Here is an 18929-nt window from a genome sequence, read left to right on the forward strand (position 1 = left end):
AGGGGGTATTATGCGTGCATTATATTTAGCCATCGTAACGGTCGCTGCATTATCTGGATGTAGTACAACACAAAATAAAAATGTGGTGCGTGACGATCCGTATTATGCACCTATCTATCCCGAGGATAATCAAGCCCAAATGGTAGCAACAGGATCATTGTTTAATACGCAGTTTTCCAATGATCTTTATGCTGACAAAAAGGCGTTAAGAGTCGGTGATATTATTACCATCGTACTCAGAGAAACGACTCAGGCTACCAAAGCTGCGAATTCTCAACTTGATAAATCTAGTGATGCTAGTCTCGATCCGATTATTGGTCTTGGTGGCAATGCCATCAATATTGGTAAGGAAGCGATACAATTTGGAGCAAGTTCAAGCTCTTCATTCTCTGGTGATTCTCAAGCCAATCAGTCAAACAGCCTATTTGGTAATATTTCAGTAAACGTCACCCGAGTACTTCCAAACGGCAATTTAGTGATCCGCGGCGAAAAGTGGTTAACTCTCAATACTGGCGAGGAATTTATTCGCTTAGAAGGATTAGTAAGACCTCAGGATGTAACGGCAGATAACACTGTTGAGTCCAATCGAGTGGCAAACGCTAGAATTCAATACTCAGGTAAAGGCGACCAACAAGAAGTGCAAAGTGCAGGTTGGTTAACGAGTTTCTTTATGAGCGCGCTGATGCCGTTTTAAGGTGCTGAAAATGAACAATATGCTTAAGAATATTTTGCTTATCGGTGCGGCCATTACGTTGGTTAGTTTTTCTTCTTTGGCTTCTGCTGAGCGAGTTAAAGACGTCAGTATGGTTGAAGGTGTTCGTTCAAACCAACTGGTTGGCTACGGCCTAGTTGTAGGCTTGCCTGGTACCGGTGAGCAAACCAGATTTACCGAGCAAAGCTTTAAAGCGATGTTGAATAGCTTTGGGATCACGATGCCCGCAAGCTTAAAGCCAAAAATTAAAAATGTTGCAGCTGTTGCGGTTCATGCTGACTTACCACCTTTTGTTAAACCCGGTCAAACCATTGACGTTACTGTTTCATCTATTGGTAGTGCTGGTAGTTTACGAGGTGGTACTTTACTTCAGACCTTTCTAAAAGGGGTCGATGGTAACGTATATGCAATCGCGCAAGGTAGCTTGATTGTTGGTGGTTTGGGCGCTGATGGTGCCGACGGGAGTCGAGTTGTGATCAACACCCCGACAGTAGGTCGGGTGGCAAACGGCGCGACAGTGGAGCGAGCAGTTCCAAGCCCGTTTACTCAGGGTGATTACATTACCTTTAACTTGAATAGACCAGATTTTACTACCGCAAAACGCTTGGCCGATACTATCAATGGCCTTGTTGGACCAAATAGTGCAAAACCTATGGATGCAGCATCAGTTCGAGTAATTGCACCAAGAGATCCGTCTCAGCGCGTTGCATATTTATCTACGCTAGAGAATCTTGAATTCAAACCAGCGGATACCGCTGCGAAGATCATCGTTAACTCGCGCACTGGCACTATCGTTATCGGCAAAAATGTCAAGTTGCAGCCTGCGGCAATTACTCATGGCGGCCTTACCGTAACAATTGCTGAGCAGCAAAATGTGTCACAACCTAATGCGCTGGCGAATGGCGAAACAACAGTGACGCAACAAAGTATTATTGATGTAAACCAGGATGATTCTCGAGCGTTTGTGTTTGACCCCGGCGTGAGCCTTGATGACTTGGTTAGGGCAATCAACCAAGTTGGCGCAGCACCTGGCGATTTAATGGCGATCCTTGAAGCGCTAAAAGAAGCGGGCGCAATAAATGGTCAATTAGTCGTCATTTGATGTTCCATTATTAATCAACTAGTTAGCCCTACAATTGTGGGGCTTTTTTTTGGCTCGGATTTTGCATTTCTATTTGTATAGTTATTAACGTCAAACAGTGCTGAGTGTATGAACACCGACCAATTGAAAAATCAAAGCTTTTTTGACCTAGGAAACCTTGATTCGATCCGTAAAGAGGCGCTTAAAGGTGCTGGCGATCAAGGTGCCTCAGATCAGGCATTGAAGAAGGCGGCACAACAGTTTGAGTCTATTTTTACGCAAATGTTGTTACAAAGCATGCGTAAAGCGAATGAGGCGCTAGAGGATAAAGACAGTCCATTTAACTCTAGCGGTGTCAAATTTTTTGAAGAAATGCATGATCAGCAACTTTCGATGCACTTATCTGAGCAGGGCAGCTTAGGACTTGCAGATCTGATTGTGCAGCAATTGTCTCCTAATTCTGAAAAGTATAAGCCTGCCTCAGTAATGAGAGCTGACGGCGATATTTCCTTTAAAAGACAGGCGACAACGAGTGAAAGTATGAATAAGCCTGAACCGCAGGCTGTCAATGTGAAGGCAGATACCTCAAGCGATGAACAAACAGGCTTTGGTTCTCCGGAGGAATTCGTCGACAGAATTTGGGAATACGCTCAAACAGCTGCGAAAAAGTTAGGCTTGAACCCTGCGGTAATGGTTGCACAGGCTGCACTGGAAACCGGTTGGGGTAAACACATCATCAGCAAAAAAGATGGTAGTAGCAGTTTTAATCTATTCAATATCAAAGCGGATAGCCGCTGGAGTGGTGAAAGCGCCAGAAAATCGACACTTGAATTTGAGCAAGGGTTACCGGTGCAAAAGCAAGCCGATTTCCGTGCTTATAAGTCGCTTGAACAAAGCTTTGATGATTATGTCAGTTTCCTAAAAGGCAATCCGAGATACGAGCAAGCCTTAAATAAGGCTGGTGATAGTCATGCTTATTTAAGTGAGCTTCAAAATGCAGGCTACGCGACCGATCCGAATTATGCCAACAAAATTAAGTCAGTTCTAAAGCGTATTGATGTATCCGATTTCTTATCCGGTGCGCTAACAAAGGGAGTCAGATGAGATGTCATTTGATCTATTAAATATTGGTGCGGCAGGGGTTAGGGCTAACTCTGAGTTACTACAAACCACCAGTAAAAACATCGCTAACCTAAATACCAAAGGGTATATCCGTGAACGGACTGAACACGGAACTATGATAGGTGGGATGGTTGGCCGCGGTGAAACCGTGCGTTTACTCAACCAATTTGCGCAGCAGCAGTTAAATCGTGATATTTCTAATCAGTCTTACTATGAGCAGTTTGTCACTGAGGCAAGCCGCGTTGACACGTTGTTTGCACAAGACTCAAACAGTCTGAGCAAGAGCATCAACTCGATGTTTAATAATTTACAAAGCGCGATTAACTTGCCTTCATCGACAACTAACCGCTCTTTATTTATGACAGGCGCTCAAGGCCTAGTCGATCAAATGGATAGATTGTCAGGTATTGTTGTTGATCAAAACAGTATTGTGAACGAGCAATTGGATATTTTCTCAGAAGAAGCTAACAACCTTGTTCAAAAAATCAGCGAGTTAAATAAACAAGTAGCGAGTAAATCAGCACTCAATTTGAACAATGTCGATCACAGTGTACTTAACGAGCGAGATCAAGCTATCAAGGAACTCGCTGAACTTGTAGATATAGAAACACTCGATGGTGAAAATGGCGAGAAGCTCGTATTTTTAGGCACTGGGGATGCACTTGTGATGCAAGGTGGAGCCTTCAATTTATTCGCGATGAAAGGCAACCCAGATCCTAACCATAAAGAACTAATCCTAGATATTAAAGATAAAAATGTTGTGCAGCTCGAGTTAGATAGCGGCAGCTTGAAAGGCAAAATCGGTGGGTTACTGGCGTTTAGAGATGAAGTGTTGATCCCGGCACAAAACCAACTAGGTCAAATTGGCCTCGCATTGGCAGATGCTTTTAATCAGCAAAATAGATTGGGAATGGACTTAGATGGCAACATAGGTGGAGATATATTTAAAATACCTACCGTGGGTGGCTTTGCTTACAGCGAAAATACAGGCACCGCAGCGCTTACGGCAACACTTGAGCCTGGGCGCGGCAATGAGTTGCCAGCTACCGATTTCCAAGTTACTTATACCAGTGCAACAACCGTTGAAATAACAGCTGTAGATGCCAAAGGCAATCCTATCGGTACTCCGACGACTGGTAATATTGCAGGTGGAGTCATCACGGGAACGGGCGATTATTTTGGCTTACAAATGAACGTAACGGGTAGTGGTGCAACAGGTGATAGATTTCTTGTGAAATTAAATCAACAGGCTGCAACTGGGTTGGAGCTTGCAACTCAAAGACCAGAAGCACTCGCATTAGCGTCGCCAATTCGTACTGAAAAATCAGCAGACAATAATGGTACGGCAACCATTTCAGCGGGAGTCGTCACTGATACCGATCCAGCGACTAGTGCGTTTACTGCAGGAACGCCGCCAACGTTGAATGATGGTCCTTATACTTTGACTAAAACAGCAAATGCTAACGAATATACGTTAACCAGTAATTCAGGTACAACGCATACCTTTACGGCTCCTGCCGATGGTAAAGATATTCTTTCTGGGGTGGGAGCCGCGCCTGTACCTTTTGATAATCTTGGCTTCACTTTCGATATCGAGGGTACACCGAATACCGGTGATAGTTTTGAGATTAGTTTTAACACTGGTGGCTTTGATGACAATCGTAATGGTGCTGCGCTCGATGGTCTGAAATCATCGGATTTAGTTAGACAAAATGTAGAGTCTACAGGTAGTACCGAAAGCCATAAAACCTTTAATGAAGCATATGCTGATATTGTCACAGGTGTTGGGGTTATTACCAATCAAGCGAAAACCAATGGCGCGGCATTTGAAGCGCTGGCTAATCAGTCAAGTGCATGGTTTGAGTCTCTATCGGGCGTAAACCTAGATGAAGAGGCGGCCAACTTGTTACGTTTTCAACAGTCTTACTCGGCTTCGGCGCAAGTCATTTCGGCAGCAAGAACTGTGTTCGATACCTTATTAAGTGCAGCGAGGTAATTATGCGTTTATCTCAAAATCAAATTTTTAATTCTAATCTTAATTCTATTTTGCGTAATCAGCAGGACGTGAATAAAGCAACACAGCAGCTGAACACGCAAAAGCGGGTATTGAGTGCTTCTGATGATGCTTCAGCGACTGCAAGAGCCATGCTTTTTGATGACAGGATCCAAGCAAACGATCAGTTTACCAAGAACCTGACTATGTTGTCTTCGAGATTAGATACTCAAGAATCAGTACTAGAAAATATTAAAACGGCCATTGATAGCGCTTATGCGAAGTCGATACAGGCAGGTAACGGTGGGTTATCTGACGTTGACCGTGAAGCGATTGCTGATGAGCTAGAGTCCATCCAAGATACTATTTTGGATTTAATGAACTCAAAAAGTGAGGATGGTAAGTTTATATTTTCCGGCTACCAAGATAATACTCAAACCTACAGCTTTGATTCTGCCACTGGAAAGTACGTATATAACGGTGACCAAGGACAGCATAAAATAAAAGTTTCTGAAGGGGTTGAAATACGCTCAAGTGATAACGGTTTTGATGTATTTGAAAGTGCAGAGAAGCGACTGAATATTACGTCAAATACAGGTGTGGTTTCTGGTGGAATTACTTCTGCATCGGTTTATGTAGATGAGCAAGCTGTGTTTGATAAGTTTCATAAAGCAAATTACAACGCCGATCCAAGTGCGCCTGCAGGTGCAAACACCTTTGACTTAGTAGTCACAGCGGGTACGCCAAATACTTACCAGCTTGAGCAGGGGGGTACGGTTATTTCAACTGGTACTGCAGAAGGCGGAACTATTAAAGTCGCAGGTATGGAGTTTGACTTCGCTGGTGCTGCGCCGGGCCAAATAAGCTTTGATTTAGAAAAGCCCCAGAAGGAAAATATTCTAAATACGTTAGAATCTATGATTACGTCATTGAGAGACCCCAGTATTACGGGCGATGATTACAAACAGGTACTGGCTGATGGCATTACTGGACTTGACAATGCCAAAATCAAGATATCGCAAGGACAAGCAGGGCTTGGTGGCAGGTTAAATGCTGCTAAGCTTGTGTCTGATGCAAATTCAGACTTGGACATTGATAATAAGGCAAATAAAGCGGCTCTGATTGAGGTCGACTTCTACTCTGCGATTTCAGAGCTAACCAAGCATGAAACTGCGCTGCAGGCATCTCAGGCAACATTTGGCCGCCTAACGAACCTTTCTCTATTAGAGTATATTCGTTAAAAGACGGCCTTTACGGGCCGTTTACTCTCACACCGCTCTAAACTCAATTCTTCCTCGTAACAATCTGAATAATAATAGATTTTCATTCACTTCTCTGATCGTAACCTAGGTGCGTCAAAACTTTGCCATATCTGTTAGAGCAATAATAAAAGCATATAGAAATCATGACGATAATTTTTTTAAAAAAAAATACTAAAGGAAATTTTTTGCCGACCGATAACTTAATTAACCAAGCCGGAGAGTGAAAAACATTCAAAGGTTGGAAAAGAATCTAAGTTTGAGAGTGAAAGACTCGATTTAAAGTGGGAGAACCATCATGGCACTTTATGTAAATACTAACGTAAGTTCATTGAACGCACAAAGACAATTAATGCAATCTGGTAATTCACTAGATACATCATTCAAACGTCTATCATCAGGTTTTCGTATCAACAGCGCTGCTGATGATGCTGCAGGCCTACAGATTTCTGACCGTTTGAGTTCACAAATCAATGGTCTAAACCAAGGTAACCGAAACGCGAACGACGGCATCTCTTTAGCACAAACTGCTGAAGGTGCAATGGAAGAAGTAACGTCTATGTTCCAGCGTGTCAGAACATTGGCACAACAGGCTTCTAACGGTTCTAACACAGATGAAGACCGTCTGGCAATTCAAGAAGAGATCCGTTCATTGATGGGTGAGGTGAATCGGGTTGCTTCTGATACTACTTTCGGTGGTCAGAATTTGCTGGATGGTACTTATGAAGCAAGCTTCCAGGTTGGTGCTGATGCGGTACAGACTATTGGATTCACAATGAAAGAGGTGGGCGGTACGGCTGCAGGAAACTCACTCACTGCTAACGGTGGCTTTACGCTTTCGGGTATCGCAGGAGCTGCTTCGACCGTAGTTGGTAAAGCGTTGCATGGAGCTCCATCTGTGGGTATTATCGGAACGGCGCAGCAGGCAACGCTGTCGGCGTTAGATTCAGCTTACACAGCTTCAAACACGTTTGCGTCGGTATTCACTGAAACAGGTATCAGTGTATCGACTCAGGTAGGTGCACAACAAGTTATGGCAGGTATGGATGCGCTGATTGCGGTTGTTGACAAAAAGCGTGCTGAGTTAGGTGCGGTCCAAAATCGCTTTCAGTCAACCATTCGTAACCAGTCTAATATTTCTGAAAATTTGTCAGCTGCGAAATCTCGGATTAAAGACACCGACTTTGCACAGGAAACTGCAAACTTAACTAAAATGCAAATCCTTCAACAGGCAAGTCAAACAATCCTAAGTCAGGCTAACCAACGTCCTCAAGCGGCTTTAAGTCTTCTTGGATAATTCTAGTGAGGTATAAAGTGGGTGCCTAGGCCGATTGGGGTACTTGCCTAGGCACCGAATCGGATGATAAAGCGGAGGAGCTTAAAATCCAATTGCGTTCACAAAACATATGAACATGTTTATCAAAGCACAATACGTGCCAGTATTGCGCTAGTAAAATGACACTCACTCTTAAACTTTATAAAAGAGGCGAAAGCCTCTTTTATATCTCCTATATCTCCATCCTTTCTTATCTATATAATATCCTCTTCGTTTTGAAAGATATTTGTATGAAGCTAGCTAAAGCTAGTTCTAGAATAAAATCCGAACATCTTTAAAAGTTGGAGCGGTAATTGCATCTACTTTGTCAGAGAACAAAATTTGGCGTCAAAGTGGCAATTGGTTGCCTTTAGTAGGTTTTAGACCCGATGCATAAGTGCCGCTTTGTCATTTAACTATCTATCAAATAGATATTTGATTTGGCAAATAGAGAGTGAATTATGGCTTTATATGTAAATACCAACGTGAGTTCATTAAATGCGCAACGTAACCTTATGAACTCAGGTAATGACTTAGATACATCGTTCAAACGTTTATCTTCAGGTCTACGTATCAATAGTGCGGCGGACGATGCTGCGGGATTGCAAATTTCGGACCGATTACAGTCACAGATATTGGGTTTGACACAAGGCAACCGTAACGCTAATGATGGAATATCATTAGCACAGACCGCAGAGGGAGCTATGGAAGAAATCACTTCTATGTTTCAGCGTGTCCGAACATTGGCACAACAAGCTGCTAACGGTTCTAATACAGACGAAGACCGCCTCGCGCTTCAAGAAGAGATTAGACAGCTGGGAGCGGAGGTAAATCGGGTCGCTAGCGATACCACATTTGGTGGCCAGAATCTACTGGACGGTACGTATGAGGCAAGTTTCCAAGTTGGTGCTGATGCCGTTCAGGCTATAGGCTTTACAATGAGAGAAGTCGGCGGGACAGCAGCTGGTAACTCACTCACTGCAAATGGTGGTTTTACACTCTCAGGTATTGCCGGGGTTGCGTCAACAGTAAGTGGAAAAGCACTGCATGGTGCACCATCAGTGGGTATTATCGGCACCGCACAGCAGGCAACGCTGTCGGCGTTAGATTCAGCTTACACGGCATCAAATACGTTTGCTTCGGTATTCACTGAAACAGGTATCAGTGTATCCACACAAGTTGGTGCACAGCAGGTAATGGCAGGTATGGACGCACTCATAGCGGTTGTGGACAAAAAGCGGGCTGAATTGGGTGCAGTGCAGAATCGTTTTCAATCAACTATCCGTAACCAATCGAACATTTCTGAAAACTTGAGTGCAGCAAAGTCGCGGATTAAGGATGCAGATTTTGCAATGGAAACAGCGAAGCTTACGAAAAACCAGATTTTACAACAGGCTAGCCAGACAATACTAGGTCAAGCTAACCAGAGGCCGCAGGCTGCACTGAGCTTACTACAGGGCTAAATTTAACCCTTTATGAAGTTTTTTGAAAATTAAGCTAAAGCTTTCTATTTATCAGTCGATAGGAGAGTTAGAGAACTATAATTTTAGGACTCTAACTCATCGAAGTGAGAGGGTAGGGGTACCCCGGAACTTCGAAAATAATTGATAAAGCGGAGGCTATTATGGCTTTATATGTAAATACTAATGCGAGCTCTTTGAACGCTCAAAGACAGTTGATGAATTCAGGCAACTCACTCGATACATCTTTCAAGAGGTTATCTTCAGGTTTTAGGATAAACAGCGCTTCTGATGATGCGGCTGGTATGCAGATATCAAATCGTTTGACTGGCCAAATAAATGGTCTGGATCAAGGTATTCGAAATGCTAATGACGGTATTTCACTTGCACAAACCGCAGAAGGTGCGCTGGATGAGGTAACCTCAATGTTTCAGCGGGTCAGGACCTTAGCTCAGCAAGCATCAAACGGAAGCAATACGGATGAAGACCGTCTAGCAATTCAGGAAGAAATCCGCTCTTTGGTGGGTGAAGTGAACAGAGTCGCATCCGATACTACCTTTGGTGGTCAAAACCTATTAGATGGTAGTTACGAGGCTAGTTTTCAGGTTGGTGCTGATGCTGCCCAAACGATTGGGTTTAGTATGAGAGAGGTGGGTGGAACAGCCGCAGGAAACTCACTTACTGCAAATGGTGGTTTTACACTCTCAGGTATTGCTGGAGCTGCATCAACAGTTACTGGTAAAGCGCTACATGGCGCACCATCAGTGGGTATTATTGGAACAGCTCAACAAGCAACGCTTTCAGCGCTAGACTCTGCTTACACGGCATCAAATACGTTTGCTTCGGTATTCACTGAAACAGGTATCAGTGTATCCACACAAGTTGGTGCACAGCAGGTATTGGCTGGTATGGACGCACTCATTGCAGTTGTGGACAAAAAGCGGGCTGAATTGGGTGCAGTGCAGAATCGTTTTCAATCAACTATCCGTAACCAATCGAACATCTCTGAGAACCTGAGTGCAGCACGTTCGCGTATCAAGGATACTGACTTCGCACAAGAAACCGCTAATCTGACCAAGATGCAAATCTTGCAACAGGCGAGTAGTTCTATTTTGAGTCAGGCTAATCAGCGTCCTCAGGTGGCTCTATCGCTACTGGGATAAGCCGGTAGGGTCAGGTCCAGACTTCTCGTCAGACTTGGCCTATACTAAAGGAAGTTAGATTTCAAGTGAGGTTTTTCGTATGAATGATCTAGCTTTATCACAGCAAAATGGTAGCTTCTCTTCTGCTTCTCGGACGGAACTGGTAAATAACACGGAAGGTCGCAAGTTTACAGACTCTCAGCGTCCTGTAGAACATGCGACTAAAGTGGAAGTGCAGGAACAGAAGCAAACGAGCGTAAACCAGCAGTTGGCTGAAGCGCAACAGGCACAAAGTGTTGATGTTAAAGCCAGTCTGGATAAGTTAAATGAAATTATTCCCGTCACTTCAACAAACTTGTCATTTGAGTTTGATGAATCGGGAGACCCGCCGTTTATTCGGGTTATTGACAAAGACAGTGACGAGGTGATCCGCGAGATCCCATCTGAAGACATCAGGGAAATTGCTAAAGCTCTGGATGACTTTGCCGATACCATAAAGGGTAAAGGGTTGATTTTTGATCACACTGCTTAATAAGCAGGTACTGGAGTATAGTTATGCCACTCATTACATCAGCAGGTATTGGTTCTGGCCTTGATCTGGAAAGCATTATTAGTGCGACCGTCAGCGCCGAAAGAAATCCAAAACTGCAGCGATTGCTGGAAAAAGAAGACTCTCTGAAAGTCGAACTTTCGTCTATTGGTGAAGTGAAGTCGGCGTTATCTAAATTACAGGATACGTTCGAAAAGCTGGCAGATATAAAGAACTTTGGTAAGCGTACTGCCAGCATTACTCAACCTAGTGGTGGGGACTTAATTTCAGCAACACCCACATCCAGTACTTCTACCGGCTCATTTAAGATAGAAGTACAGCAACTTGCACAGGGCAGTCGCGCCGTATCGGGCGACGGCCTGTTTACTTCTGCTGACGATGTCGTTTCTGCATCAGGCGGAACACTGACCTTTGAAGCTGGGGCTGACAAGTCCTTTACTCTGGATGTCACCGCAGGCATGACCTTGTCTGAGCTGCGTGATGCTATCAATGATGCTGATACAAATTTTGGTGTGACTGCCAATATTGTCAATACTGGTATTAATGGTGTGGGCAGTAAGTTGGTGCTTACATCGAATGTTACAGGTGCGGGCAATGATCTCAAGGTCACGAACGACAATGCTGAGCTGGATAATGTGTCTACCGATGCCAATGGTGGTGGCGGTGGTGGTATGGCCATCGACCCGGCTAATGATGCTGCTCAGGACGCCATTATTGTTGTTGATGGCATAACCATCAACAACAGCTCAAATACATTCAAAGATGCAGTAGAAGATTTGACGATTAAGGCGGTGCGTGAGAGCGAGGCTGGGGAAACAGCCAAACTTAACGTAGATGTTGACCGTGAAAGTGTCAACAAGTTAGTGGATGAGCTAATCACTAATTACAACAACTTGATCGGCCAGATCGGTTTGCAAACGCGGGTAGGTAAACCGCTCAATGGTGACGCCAGTATGCGTTCACTGAGTGCGCAACTAATTAATACATTGGGGGCAACCCTCACTGATGCTGGTCCGTTCGAAACGATTTTTGATATGGGGATCGGTGTTAAGAAAGATGGCTACCTGGAAAAGTCGTCACTGGTACGCAGCCTGAATGAAGCCATGGATGAAAATTTTGACGATATTGGCAAGGCTTTTGCTGGTGAAAATGGTATCGCAAAGCAGATGGAGTCCTTGCTCGAGGAGTATGTCAAGCCAAAGGGGCTGCTGAAAGAAAGAGAAAACAATCTTAATGAGCAGATAAAAGACATCGATGCAGACAAAATTGACTTAAATGAAAGAATGGTTGAACTGGAAGCAGGATTGAGAAAAAAGTACGCTGGGTTGGACGTGTTGCTTGCTCAAATGCAACAAACTCAGACTTATCTGGGATCTCAGCTGGCCAGTCTACCAGGCTTTACCAGTTCTAAATCGTAAATAGAGAGTGTTGCCATGTATAATGCAAAAGTAAAAAATTATCAAAAAGAGGCGCTAAAAACGCGCGTAGCAGGTGCTGACCGCTACGAAATTATTCAAATGCTGATGGCCGGAGCACTAGAAAAAATGGTGCTTGGAAAAGTTGCGATTGAGAAAAAGCATTTTGAAGCAAAAGCTGAACATATCTCGAAAGCGTCAGCTATCATTGAAGCCCTCCGAGCATCTTTGGACTTCGAAGTCGGTGGCGAAGTGACAGAAAACCTATATGCACTGTATAGCTACATGCTGGATCGCTTGGTAGATGCGGCCATGAAAAACGATGCATCGATTGTCGATGAAGTGTCGGGTTTGCTCAAAGAGATTAAATCGGCGTGGGATGCCATTCCTGTTGATGTTCGCATGGAAACACTGAATCAGCAGTCCAGTGAGTCAAGTTATGGTTGATATTGATGGCTTGTTTGTAAAGCTAGACGACGCAACAAAAGCTATTGAACAAGAAGAATATGGCAAGGCTCAGGAAGGGATTGTAGCAATTTCTGAGCTATTACACGCTATTGAGCAGCATGAATGGGTTGAGCACCAGGAAAATATGGTGCGTTTTGAACAAGCCTTTCGCACTGTGCTTACTCAAGTTGCACAAGCGAAAGAGCAGACCAAGGAGCAGTTAGGTACTTTTCGGCGTAATACCGGAAAGTTAAAAGCCTATAGGGCCAACCTTTAGAAAATTTTGTTTTCTATCATTTAGTTGGCATTTTACTTGCTGGCATGTATGCTAATTTAAGTAAGTAATAGACAGGCTCACAACATGACCTCAGATGATAACCTCGATCTTCAACAAATGTTGAAGGCTGCAGAAGAGAAGTTGCTCGCGACACAACAGCAAAAAGAGCGTGAGCAGATCTTTGCCGAACAGGCTAATCCCCGTTTCGAGCGCAATCTGGCCGCATTTCGTAAATATTACCCAGAAATTGCCAACAGTATAGAACGCTTTCAGACCCGCGAAGATTTTTGTATCCATGTCACGCAGTCCGGCCACGGCAACTTCTTTCCAAGTGGCAAGGAAGTGCCCTTGTATGGTGACGATCCCATTGCTCAGGCAAAAGAGCAGGTCGCACATTATACCGAGCATGCTAACTTTGGCAGGACAGATTACTTTGAGGCAACGCCCTGGCAAAGCACAGATAAACGTGTTCATGTACGTTATATGGTCAAACTGGTTGAAATACTCTCCAGTATTAAGCGCACCGGTGGCAAACGGCTAGATTCATTACCCGAGGTGTTTCCCAGCGCCATTGTGTTTGGCATAGGACTGGGGTATCACCTGACGGAGCTGCTGCAGCGTCATAAATTTGACTATCTTTTCATTTGTGAGCCAGACCTTGAACTCTTTTTTGCCAGTCTATTTTGTATTGACTGGGATGAAATCATTACCACCATTGATGAGCAAGGTGGGTGTTTGTTTTTGCATCTGGGTATAGATTATCAGGATTTTTTCAACGAAATTTTTAAAGTCGCTGAAGACATTGGTATTTTCTCTATCATTAACAGCTTTTGTTATCAGCATTATCCGTCTGATGAAATCACCAACCTGATTAAAGCCTTTTTTGATAATTATTATCAGTTACATCAAGGGTTTGGGTTCTACAATGATGCAATCACCGGCCTTGCACACGCTGTGCTCAATGCGGAGCAGGGCGCGAGCTTCTTGTTTCCACGTATCAAAGGAAAGGAGTTGGCTCAGCAAATTCCGGTATTTGTAGTTGGTAATGGTCCGTCATTAGATGAATCCATTGAACTACTCAGGGCACACCAGGATGATGCGATTATCATTGCGGGTGGCACCGCGTTTCAAAGTCTGATGAAAGCGGGCATTAAACCTGATTTTCATGTACTGGTAGAACGCACGCAGGCAACCTACGATGTCTTACTGCATATAGAACCTGAAGAGGGATATGGAGACACCAATTTACTGGCTGTCGATGTTATGCATCCGGATGTTCCTAAACTCTATAAATGGACGGGGATCGGCCTTAAAGGCCCTGAAGCTGCTTCCGCATTTTTAACCATGGAAACGCTTAAGCGCTACGGACTAAGCGTGACCTCATTGCCTGCCTGTGGCCCCTTGGTGTCAAACACCGCAGCGGCCTATGCCGTATCCATGGGCTTTGAAGATATCTATTTGATTGGTGTCGACAATGGCTATACGCAAAAAGGCAGTACGCACTCTAAACTCAGTATTTACAACGATGAGCAGCTGAAATCCAGTTTTAAGCCTATGGCTGGTGCGACCATAAAACTGGAGGGTAACTTTGGTGATGATGTGCTTGCAACACCCTTATTGGCGCTATCTAAAGCAATGTTAGACAGACTGGCCCACAGCGTGCCTGGGTGTCGTATTTATAATGTCGGAGAAGGTGCGAAGATCCGTAATGCTATTGCTCTGCGTGAAGAGCAAGTTTTAATCGCTAAGTCTTCTTTGGATAAACATCAGACTGTTGAAGCACTTAAGCAAGCACACTTTCAGCCGATCGACTTGCAGGATGCAGAGAAAAGCATGGCAATTGAAGAGTATCAAGAGCTGTGTGATTACCTCATTGAAATAGGCGAACGTCCGTTCTCAACAAAAGAAGAAGCCAATGAGCTGCTTAAAGCACAACAAAGAGTGGTGTACGCTTATCGTAAATCTGTACACCCTCACTTCTTTCACTTGATAAAAGGCACGTTGCTGTATTTCCACTGTCCGTTGATGACTATGATGTACTTTTTTGAAAACGAAAAGGAAACCATGGCGCACTTTAAACGCGGCTTTGCAATCTGGTTAGAGTTCCTCAAAGAGATCAGAGAGGACTTTGCCCTGAATTGGCATACCAAGTGTGATTTCACCTTGCCTAAGTACCGTAACGAAGATAAATAAATGGATACTTTACACCTGATTGGCCGCTCCAGCGGCCTGCTTGACGAAGATATATCGACACATCACGAAGCGCTCAGTAACCTGGTTCGCCAGTCAAGATTCTTGGTGCTGGGCGGAGCGGGCACAATTGGCCAGGCGGTGAGCAAAGAAATATTTAAACGCCAGCCAAAACTACTGCATATTGTTGATATTAGTGAAAACAACTTAGTGGAATTGGTGCGTGATATTCGTTCTTCGTTAGGGTATATCGAGGGTGAATTTAAAACCTTCACATTGGATATTGGTTCACTAGAGTTTGCGGCGTTTCTGTCTGCACAGTCAGATTACGACTATGTACTGAATCTCTCTGCATTAAAGCATGTACGTAGCGAGAAAGATCCTTTCACGCTTATGAGAATGATAGAGACCAATATCTTTAACTCGCAGAAGACCCATGCGCAGTCCATTCAAAAGAATGCGAAAAAGTATTTCAGCGTCTCTACTGATAAAGCGGCTAATCCTGTGAATATGATGGGGGCGAGTAAGCGGATTATGGAGCTGTTTTTGATGCGTGGCAGTGCGAAACTGCCAGTGTCGATGGCGCGCTTTGCCAATGTGGCTTTCAGTGACGGCTCCTTATTACATGGGTTTGACATGCGACTTAGGAAACGTCAGCCGATCGTCGCACCCGAAGACATTAAACGTTACTTTATAACACCGGAAGAATCGGGGCAGTTGTGCTTGTTATCTTGCTTGCTGGGTCACAACCTCGATATCTTTTTCCCAAAACTAAGGGATGAGCTACACCTGCAAACCTTTTCTGATATTGCCCAGCGCTATCTGGCATATTATGGCTATGAGCCTTACCTGTGTGACTCAGAGGAGCAAGCCAGAGCGCTGATGTCAGAGTTGCCAAAGGCGGGCAAGTGGCCATGTTTATTCAGTGAATCAAATACCTCTGGGGAGAAACCCCAGGAAGAATTTTTCACTGAGCAGGAAACCCTGGACTTAGCGCGCTTCACTAATCTTGGCGTGATAAAGCAACAAGCTTGCTTTGATGAGGCGAAATTAGATGCTTTTGCAACTGCAGTCAGCGATCTGCGACAATCCGGACGATGGACAAAAGCGCAACTGGTCACATTATTTGAACAATTATTGCCAGAATTTGCCCATCTGGAGTTAGGGCGCTCACTGGAAGATAAAATGTAATGTCGATTTCAAAAGAGCTGATAGCGCACATCCGCGCATACTATGAAACCAATGGCGTGATACCGCTACATCAACCTACCTTTGACCATCTCGAAAAGCAAAAGGTAATGGAGACAATTGAATCAAGCTTTGTTTCCAGTGTAGGGCAGTATGTCGATGCGTTTGAGCGGCAGCTTGCAGACTATTGTGGCGCCAGGCAGGCTATTGCGACGGTTAATGGTAGTGCAGCGCTGCATACAGCGCTTTATATGGCAGGCGTGCAACCAGGCGATCTGGTGATTACCCAGGCGCTTACCTTTGTGGCGACCTGTAACGTGATCCACCATCTGCAAGCTTCACCGTTATTCATAGATGTTAATCGTACCAGCCTGGGCTTATGCCCAGAGGCCATGGCAGACTATTTAACCCAGCATGCATTTTTGGATAGCGACGGCCACTGTCGTCATCGACAGACGAAACAGATCATTCGAGCTGTGGTGCCAATGCATACCTTTGGTCACCCCGTTCAGCTTAATGAGCTGGCGGCGCTGTGTGAACAGTGGAATCTGGTATTGGTTGAAGATGCGGCAGAGAGCCTCGGTTCCTGGTATAAAGGCCAACATACAGGCACCTTTGGTTGCCTTGCGGCGCTGAGTTTTAATGGCAACAAAATCATCACCACAGGTGGAGGCGGCGCTTTATTGTGTAATAGTGGTGAGATGGGGAGCCGCGCTAAACACCTGACCACGACTGCGAAGGTACCTCACCCATATGAGTATTATCACGATGAACCCGGATTCAACTTTCGGATGCCTAACCTCAATGCGGCGTTAGGATGTGCACAACTTAGCAAGTTGGATGCATTTCTAGCACAAAAAAGAGCATTGGCTGCGCGCTATGAAGCTTTTTTCCATGCGACTGATTATGAGTTTGTTACAGAGCCAAGCTATGCGCGCTCCAATTACTGGCTAAATGCTGTTATTTGTCCGTCCAGCGAGGAAAAAGAGGCGCTATTACGCTCGACCAACGCAGAGAAAGTATTAACTCGGCCTGTATGGCAATTGATGAATCGGTTGCCTATGTATCAAGGTTCATTAAGTGGTCCATTGACGGTGAGTGAGTGGTTGAGCGATCGCCTGGTCAACTTGCCGAGCACACCGGTACTGTAGAGCCGTTGTGTTTGGGAAGCGACTGTTTAAGTCTATTGTTATTCACAAGTCTTTGACAGGTATCAAGTTGCTTAAATGTGACTTAAGTTCTAATGGACTGGTTAAGATCATTACGAAAGGCTGTGAACAGTGATTTAAGGATTGGCTTGTGAAATGCATACCTTTGACATGACTTAGATGTGCTGTATTGCGACGTTAGGTGAACAGATGAAAGATAGTTACGACGATATTGTAGTAGGGGCTGGCATTGCCGGTATTGTGGCGGGCCTGGTAAAAGCGCAGCAGGGGCGTAAGGTACTGCTAGTCGACAATGCAACTGCGGCTGGTGGCCTGATGCGCTCGTTTCATACCCCACAAGGGCATACATTTGACTATGGCACCCACCTGCTGTGTGAATTGGGTGATGAAGCGCTGGACAACTTACTGTTTGCAGAAGTAAGAGAAGGCGCGTGGATTGAATTTGATGGGCTCCAGTGTGGACATTTTGTGCATGGTCAGTTAGGGGAGGTATCTCCCGTTGTCGATGCCGCAGTTTTGCCAGAGGCCGATTATTTTCGGGGTCTTTATGAACTTACTGAAGCCACAGCATCACGCAAAGCGCACTATGCCAGCCTGGCTGAGCAGTTGCATTGCCAGTTTGGCAAAACAATCAGTGAACAACTCATGATCCCCGCTGCAGAAAAGCTATTCTTCCAGTGCGCCAGTCATTTGACCCCAGATTCGCATCTGCTATTCGGGCTGGCGCGAGTGCAGGGATACAGTGCGCAAGCTGTACGAATGCTTAAACAGTTACCTTTGCTGGATGAGGTATTGGCATTTCGTTCTTTTCACGAGGGCAAAACGGGCCAGGCGCGGTTTTACCCCGAGTCAGGCGGTGTTGGTGCCTGGGTTGATATTCTGTTGGATAAGTTTGTTTCTTTGGGTGGTACTTTGTCTTTGGGAACTCAGATCTCAGACATTGAGTATCAGGAAGGGCAGATCTCCGCTTTGACCATTGGCGATCAACGCGTTGCCACACAGCTCGTGACCTGGACTGTCCCCTTGTTTGGTTTACTCAAGTTGCTACCGGTCACACTGAGCAAACCGGCCGAGCCGCTATTGTTTTTAGACTCTTATCTGATCCACCTGATAGTTGACCGTCCCCCATCGACGGCAATGCATTATTATTGCAACTATGATCCGCAATATAGTCATTTCAGGACGACGCTGTATTCAAATATGCAGGGCCATGGAGATGCGGATGGCTACAGGGCAACGGTTGAGTTGTTTAGAGCTGCGGGCTCGTCTCAATCGGCACCGGATGAACAGGCGATCTTAGATGAACTTAAGGCCTGCGGCGTTTTTCTATCGGATAGCGAATTACGTTTTGCCACCACAGATTTTATCCCAAACAGCTTTCCTGTTCCGACACATGCATTCCGTGCGCTGCAAAAAGAACAACTGGAGACAGTCAAGTCTGCGGTGAGCAACATTCAGCTTTTTGGTAAAGCGCGTGGCGACATCTTTTTTATGAACGACGTGATCCTGGATGTTTATAAGCATGCCCAGAGATAAAGACAAGGTGCTTTTAGGCGTGAATAGTCGCGGTTTGCTTAATTCACGCCTGATTCGGTTTGCATTTTTTTGG

At 44.9% G+C, this 18929-nt stretch carries 16 protein-coding genes; all 16 read left to right on the forward strand.

Annotation, left to right across the window (positions count from 1 at the left end):
* Positions 1-10: 10 nt before the first annotated feature.
* The 16 genes from flgH to NH462_RS07825 all read left to right on the forward strand — a co-directional run bounded on the left by flgH (position 11) and on the right by NH462_RS07825 (position 18856).
* Positions 11-694, forward strand: a complete 684-nt coding sequence (gene flgH / locus NH462_RS07750; RefSeq protein WP_010369278.1) for a flagellar basal body L-ring protein FlgH — start codon at positions 11-13, stop codon at positions 692-694.
* 19 nt (positions 695-713) lie between these two features.
* A complete protein-coding gene (locus NH462_RS07755; RefSeq protein WP_010369273.1) occupies positions 714-1814 on the forward strand; it encodes a flagellar basal body P-ring protein FlgI in 1101 nt (366 codons plus the stop codon).
* Between the two features lie 108 nt (positions 1815-1922).
* Positions 1923-2897, forward strand: a complete 975-nt coding sequence (gene flgJ, locus NH462_RS07760) for a flagellar assembly peptidoglycan hydrolase FlgJ (protein WP_017218085.1) — start codon at positions 1923-1925, stop codon at positions 2895-2897.
* A 1-nt stretch (position 2898) separates the two neighbouring features.
* Positions 2899-4911, forward strand: coding sequence for a flagellar hook-associated protein FlgK (gene flgK, locus NH462_RS07765; protein ID WP_253105262.1), 2013 nt, complete (start codon positions 2899-2901; stop codon positions 4909-4911).
* 2 nt (positions 4912-4913) lie between these two features.
* A complete protein-coding gene (gene flgL, locus NH462_RS07770; RefSeq protein WP_253105264.1) occupies positions 4914-6149 on the forward strand; it encodes a flagellar hook-associated protein FlgL in 1236 nt (411 codons plus the stop codon).
* A gap of 316 nt (positions 6150-6465) precedes the next feature.
* Positions 6466-7464 (forward strand): flagellin, encoded by a 999-nt coding sequence (locus tag NH462_RS07775; protein WP_253105266.1) that lies wholly within the window; start codon positions 6466-6468, stop codon positions 7462-7464.
* 479 nt (positions 7465-7943) lie between these two features.
* Positions 7944-8945 carry a flagellin gene (locus NH462_RS07780; RefSeq protein ID WP_253105267.1) on the forward strand — a complete coding sequence of 334 codons (1002 nt, stop codon included), beginning with the start codon at positions 7944-7946 and terminating at the stop codon, positions 8943-8945.
* A 161-nt stretch (positions 8946-9106) separates the two neighbouring features.
* The gene (locus tag NH462_RS07785; protein WP_253105269.1) at positions 9107-10105 is read left to right on the forward strand and encodes a flagellin; all 999 of its coding nucleotides are present in this window, start codon (positions 9107-9109) and stop codon (positions 10103-10105) included.
* Positions 10106-10184: 79 nt separating this feature from the next.
* On the forward strand, positions 10185-10616 hold the full coding sequence (locus NH462_RS07790) for a flagellar protein FlaG (protein ID WP_253105271.1): 432 nt from the start codon (positions 10185-10187) through the stop codon (positions 10614-10616).
* A 23-nt stretch (positions 10617-10639) separates the two neighbouring features.
* Positions 10640-12052 (forward strand): flagellar filament capping protein FliD, encoded by a 1413-nt coding sequence (fliD, locus tag NH462_RS07795; RefSeq protein ID WP_253105273.1) that lies wholly within the window; start codon positions 10640-10642, stop codon positions 12050-12052.
* A gap of 15 nt (positions 12053-12067) precedes the next feature.
* Entirely contained in the window at positions 12068-12496 is a 429-nt protein-coding gene (gene fliS / locus NH462_RS07800) for a flagellar export chaperone FliS (RefSeq protein ID WP_253105275.1), read from the forward strand.
* Complete coding sequence (locus NH462_RS07805) at positions 12477-12773, forward strand: hypothetical protein (protein ID WP_253105277.1); 297 nt, start codon at positions 12477-12479, stop codon at positions 12771-12773. Before fliS ends, NH462_RS07805 begins: the two co-directional genes overlap by 20 nt.
* Positions 12774-12857: 84 nt before the next feature.
* Positions 12858-14966 carry a 6-hydroxymethylpterin diphosphokinase MptE-like protein gene (locus NH462_RS07810; RefSeq protein WP_253105279.1) on the forward strand — a complete coding sequence of 703 codons (2109 nt, stop codon included), beginning with the start codon at positions 12858-12860 and terminating at the stop codon, positions 14964-14966.
* Complete coding sequence (locus tag NH462_RS07815; protein WP_253105280.1) at positions 14967-16154, forward strand: UDP-N-acetylglucosamine 4,6-dehydratase; 1188 nt, start codon at positions 14967-14969, stop codon at positions 16152-16154.
* Positions 16155-16159: 5 nt separating this feature from the next.
* Positions 16160-17302 carry a LegC family aminotransferase gene (locus NH462_RS07820; RefSeq protein WP_125720904.1) on the forward strand — a complete coding sequence of 381 codons (1143 nt, stop codon included), beginning with the start codon at positions 16160-16162 and terminating at the stop codon, positions 17300-17302.
* Positions 17303-17509: 207 nt separating this feature from the next.
* A complete protein-coding gene (locus tag NH462_RS07825) occupies positions 17510-18856 on the forward strand; it encodes an NAD(P)-binding protein (protein WP_253105283.1) in 1347 nt (448 codons plus the stop codon).
* The last annotated feature ends 73 nt before the right edge of the window (positions 18857-18929 follow it).

Source organism: Pseudoalteromonas sp. OANN1 (assembly GCF_024124685.1).
Classification (GTDB): Bacteria; Pseudomonadota; Gammaproteobacteria; order Enterobacterales; family Alteromonadaceae; genus Pseudoalteromonas; species Pseudoalteromonas piscicida.

Bases quoted from the DNA above. Each gene is read 5' to 3' on its own strand.
- NH462_RS07780 (WP_253105267.1), top strand. From the start codon at position 7,944: ATGGCTTTATATGTAAATACCAACGTGAGTTCATTAAATGCGCAACGT.
- fliS (WP_253105275.1), top strand. From the start codon at position 12,068: ATGTATAATGCAAAAGTAAAAAATTATCAAAAAGAGGCGCTAAAAACG.
- flgL (WP_253105264.1), top strand. From the start codon at position 4,914: ATGCGTTTATCTCAAAATCAAATTTTTAATTCTAATCTTAATTCTATT.
- NH462_RS07755 (WP_010369273.1), top strand. From the start codon at position 714: ATGCTTAAGAATATTTTGCTTATCGGTGCGGCCATTACGTTGGTTAGT.
- fliD (WP_253105273.1), top strand. From the start codon at position 10,640: ATGCCACTCATTACATCAGCAGGTATTGGTTCTGGCCTTGATCTGGAA.
- flgJ (WP_017218085.1), top strand. From the start codon at position 1,923: ATGAACACCGACCAATTGAAAAATCAAAGCTTTTTTGACCTAGGAAAC.
- flgK (WP_253105262.1), top strand. From the start codon at position 2,899: ATGTCATTTGATCTATTAAATATTGGTGCGGCAGGGGTTAGGGCTAAC.
- NH462_RS07825 (WP_253105283.1), top strand. From the start codon at position 17,510: ATGAAAGATAGTTACGACGATATTGTAGTAGGGGCTGGCATTGCCGGT.
- NH462_RS07790 (WP_253105271.1), top strand. From the start codon at position 10,185: ATGAATGATCTAGCTTTATCACAGCAAAATGGTAGCTTCTCTTCTGCT.
- NH462_RS07810 (WP_253105279.1), top strand. From the start codon at position 12,858: ATGACCTCAGATGATAACCTCGATCTTCAACAAATGTTGAAGGCTGCA.
- NH462_RS07815 (WP_253105280.1), top strand. From the start codon at position 14,967: ATGGATACTTTACACCTGATTGGCCGCTCCAGCGGCCTGCTTGACGAA.
- NH462_RS07785 (WP_253105269.1), top strand. From the start codon at position 9,107: ATGGCTTTATATGTAAATACTAATGCGAGCTCTTTGAACGCTCAAAGA.
- flgH (WP_010369278.1), top strand. From the start codon at position 11: ATGCGTGCATTATATTTAGCCATCGTAACGGTCGCTGCATTATCTGGA.
- NH462_RS07775 (WP_253105266.1), top strand. From the start codon at position 6,466: ATGGCACTTTATGTAAATACTAACGTAAGTTCATTGAACGCACAAAGA.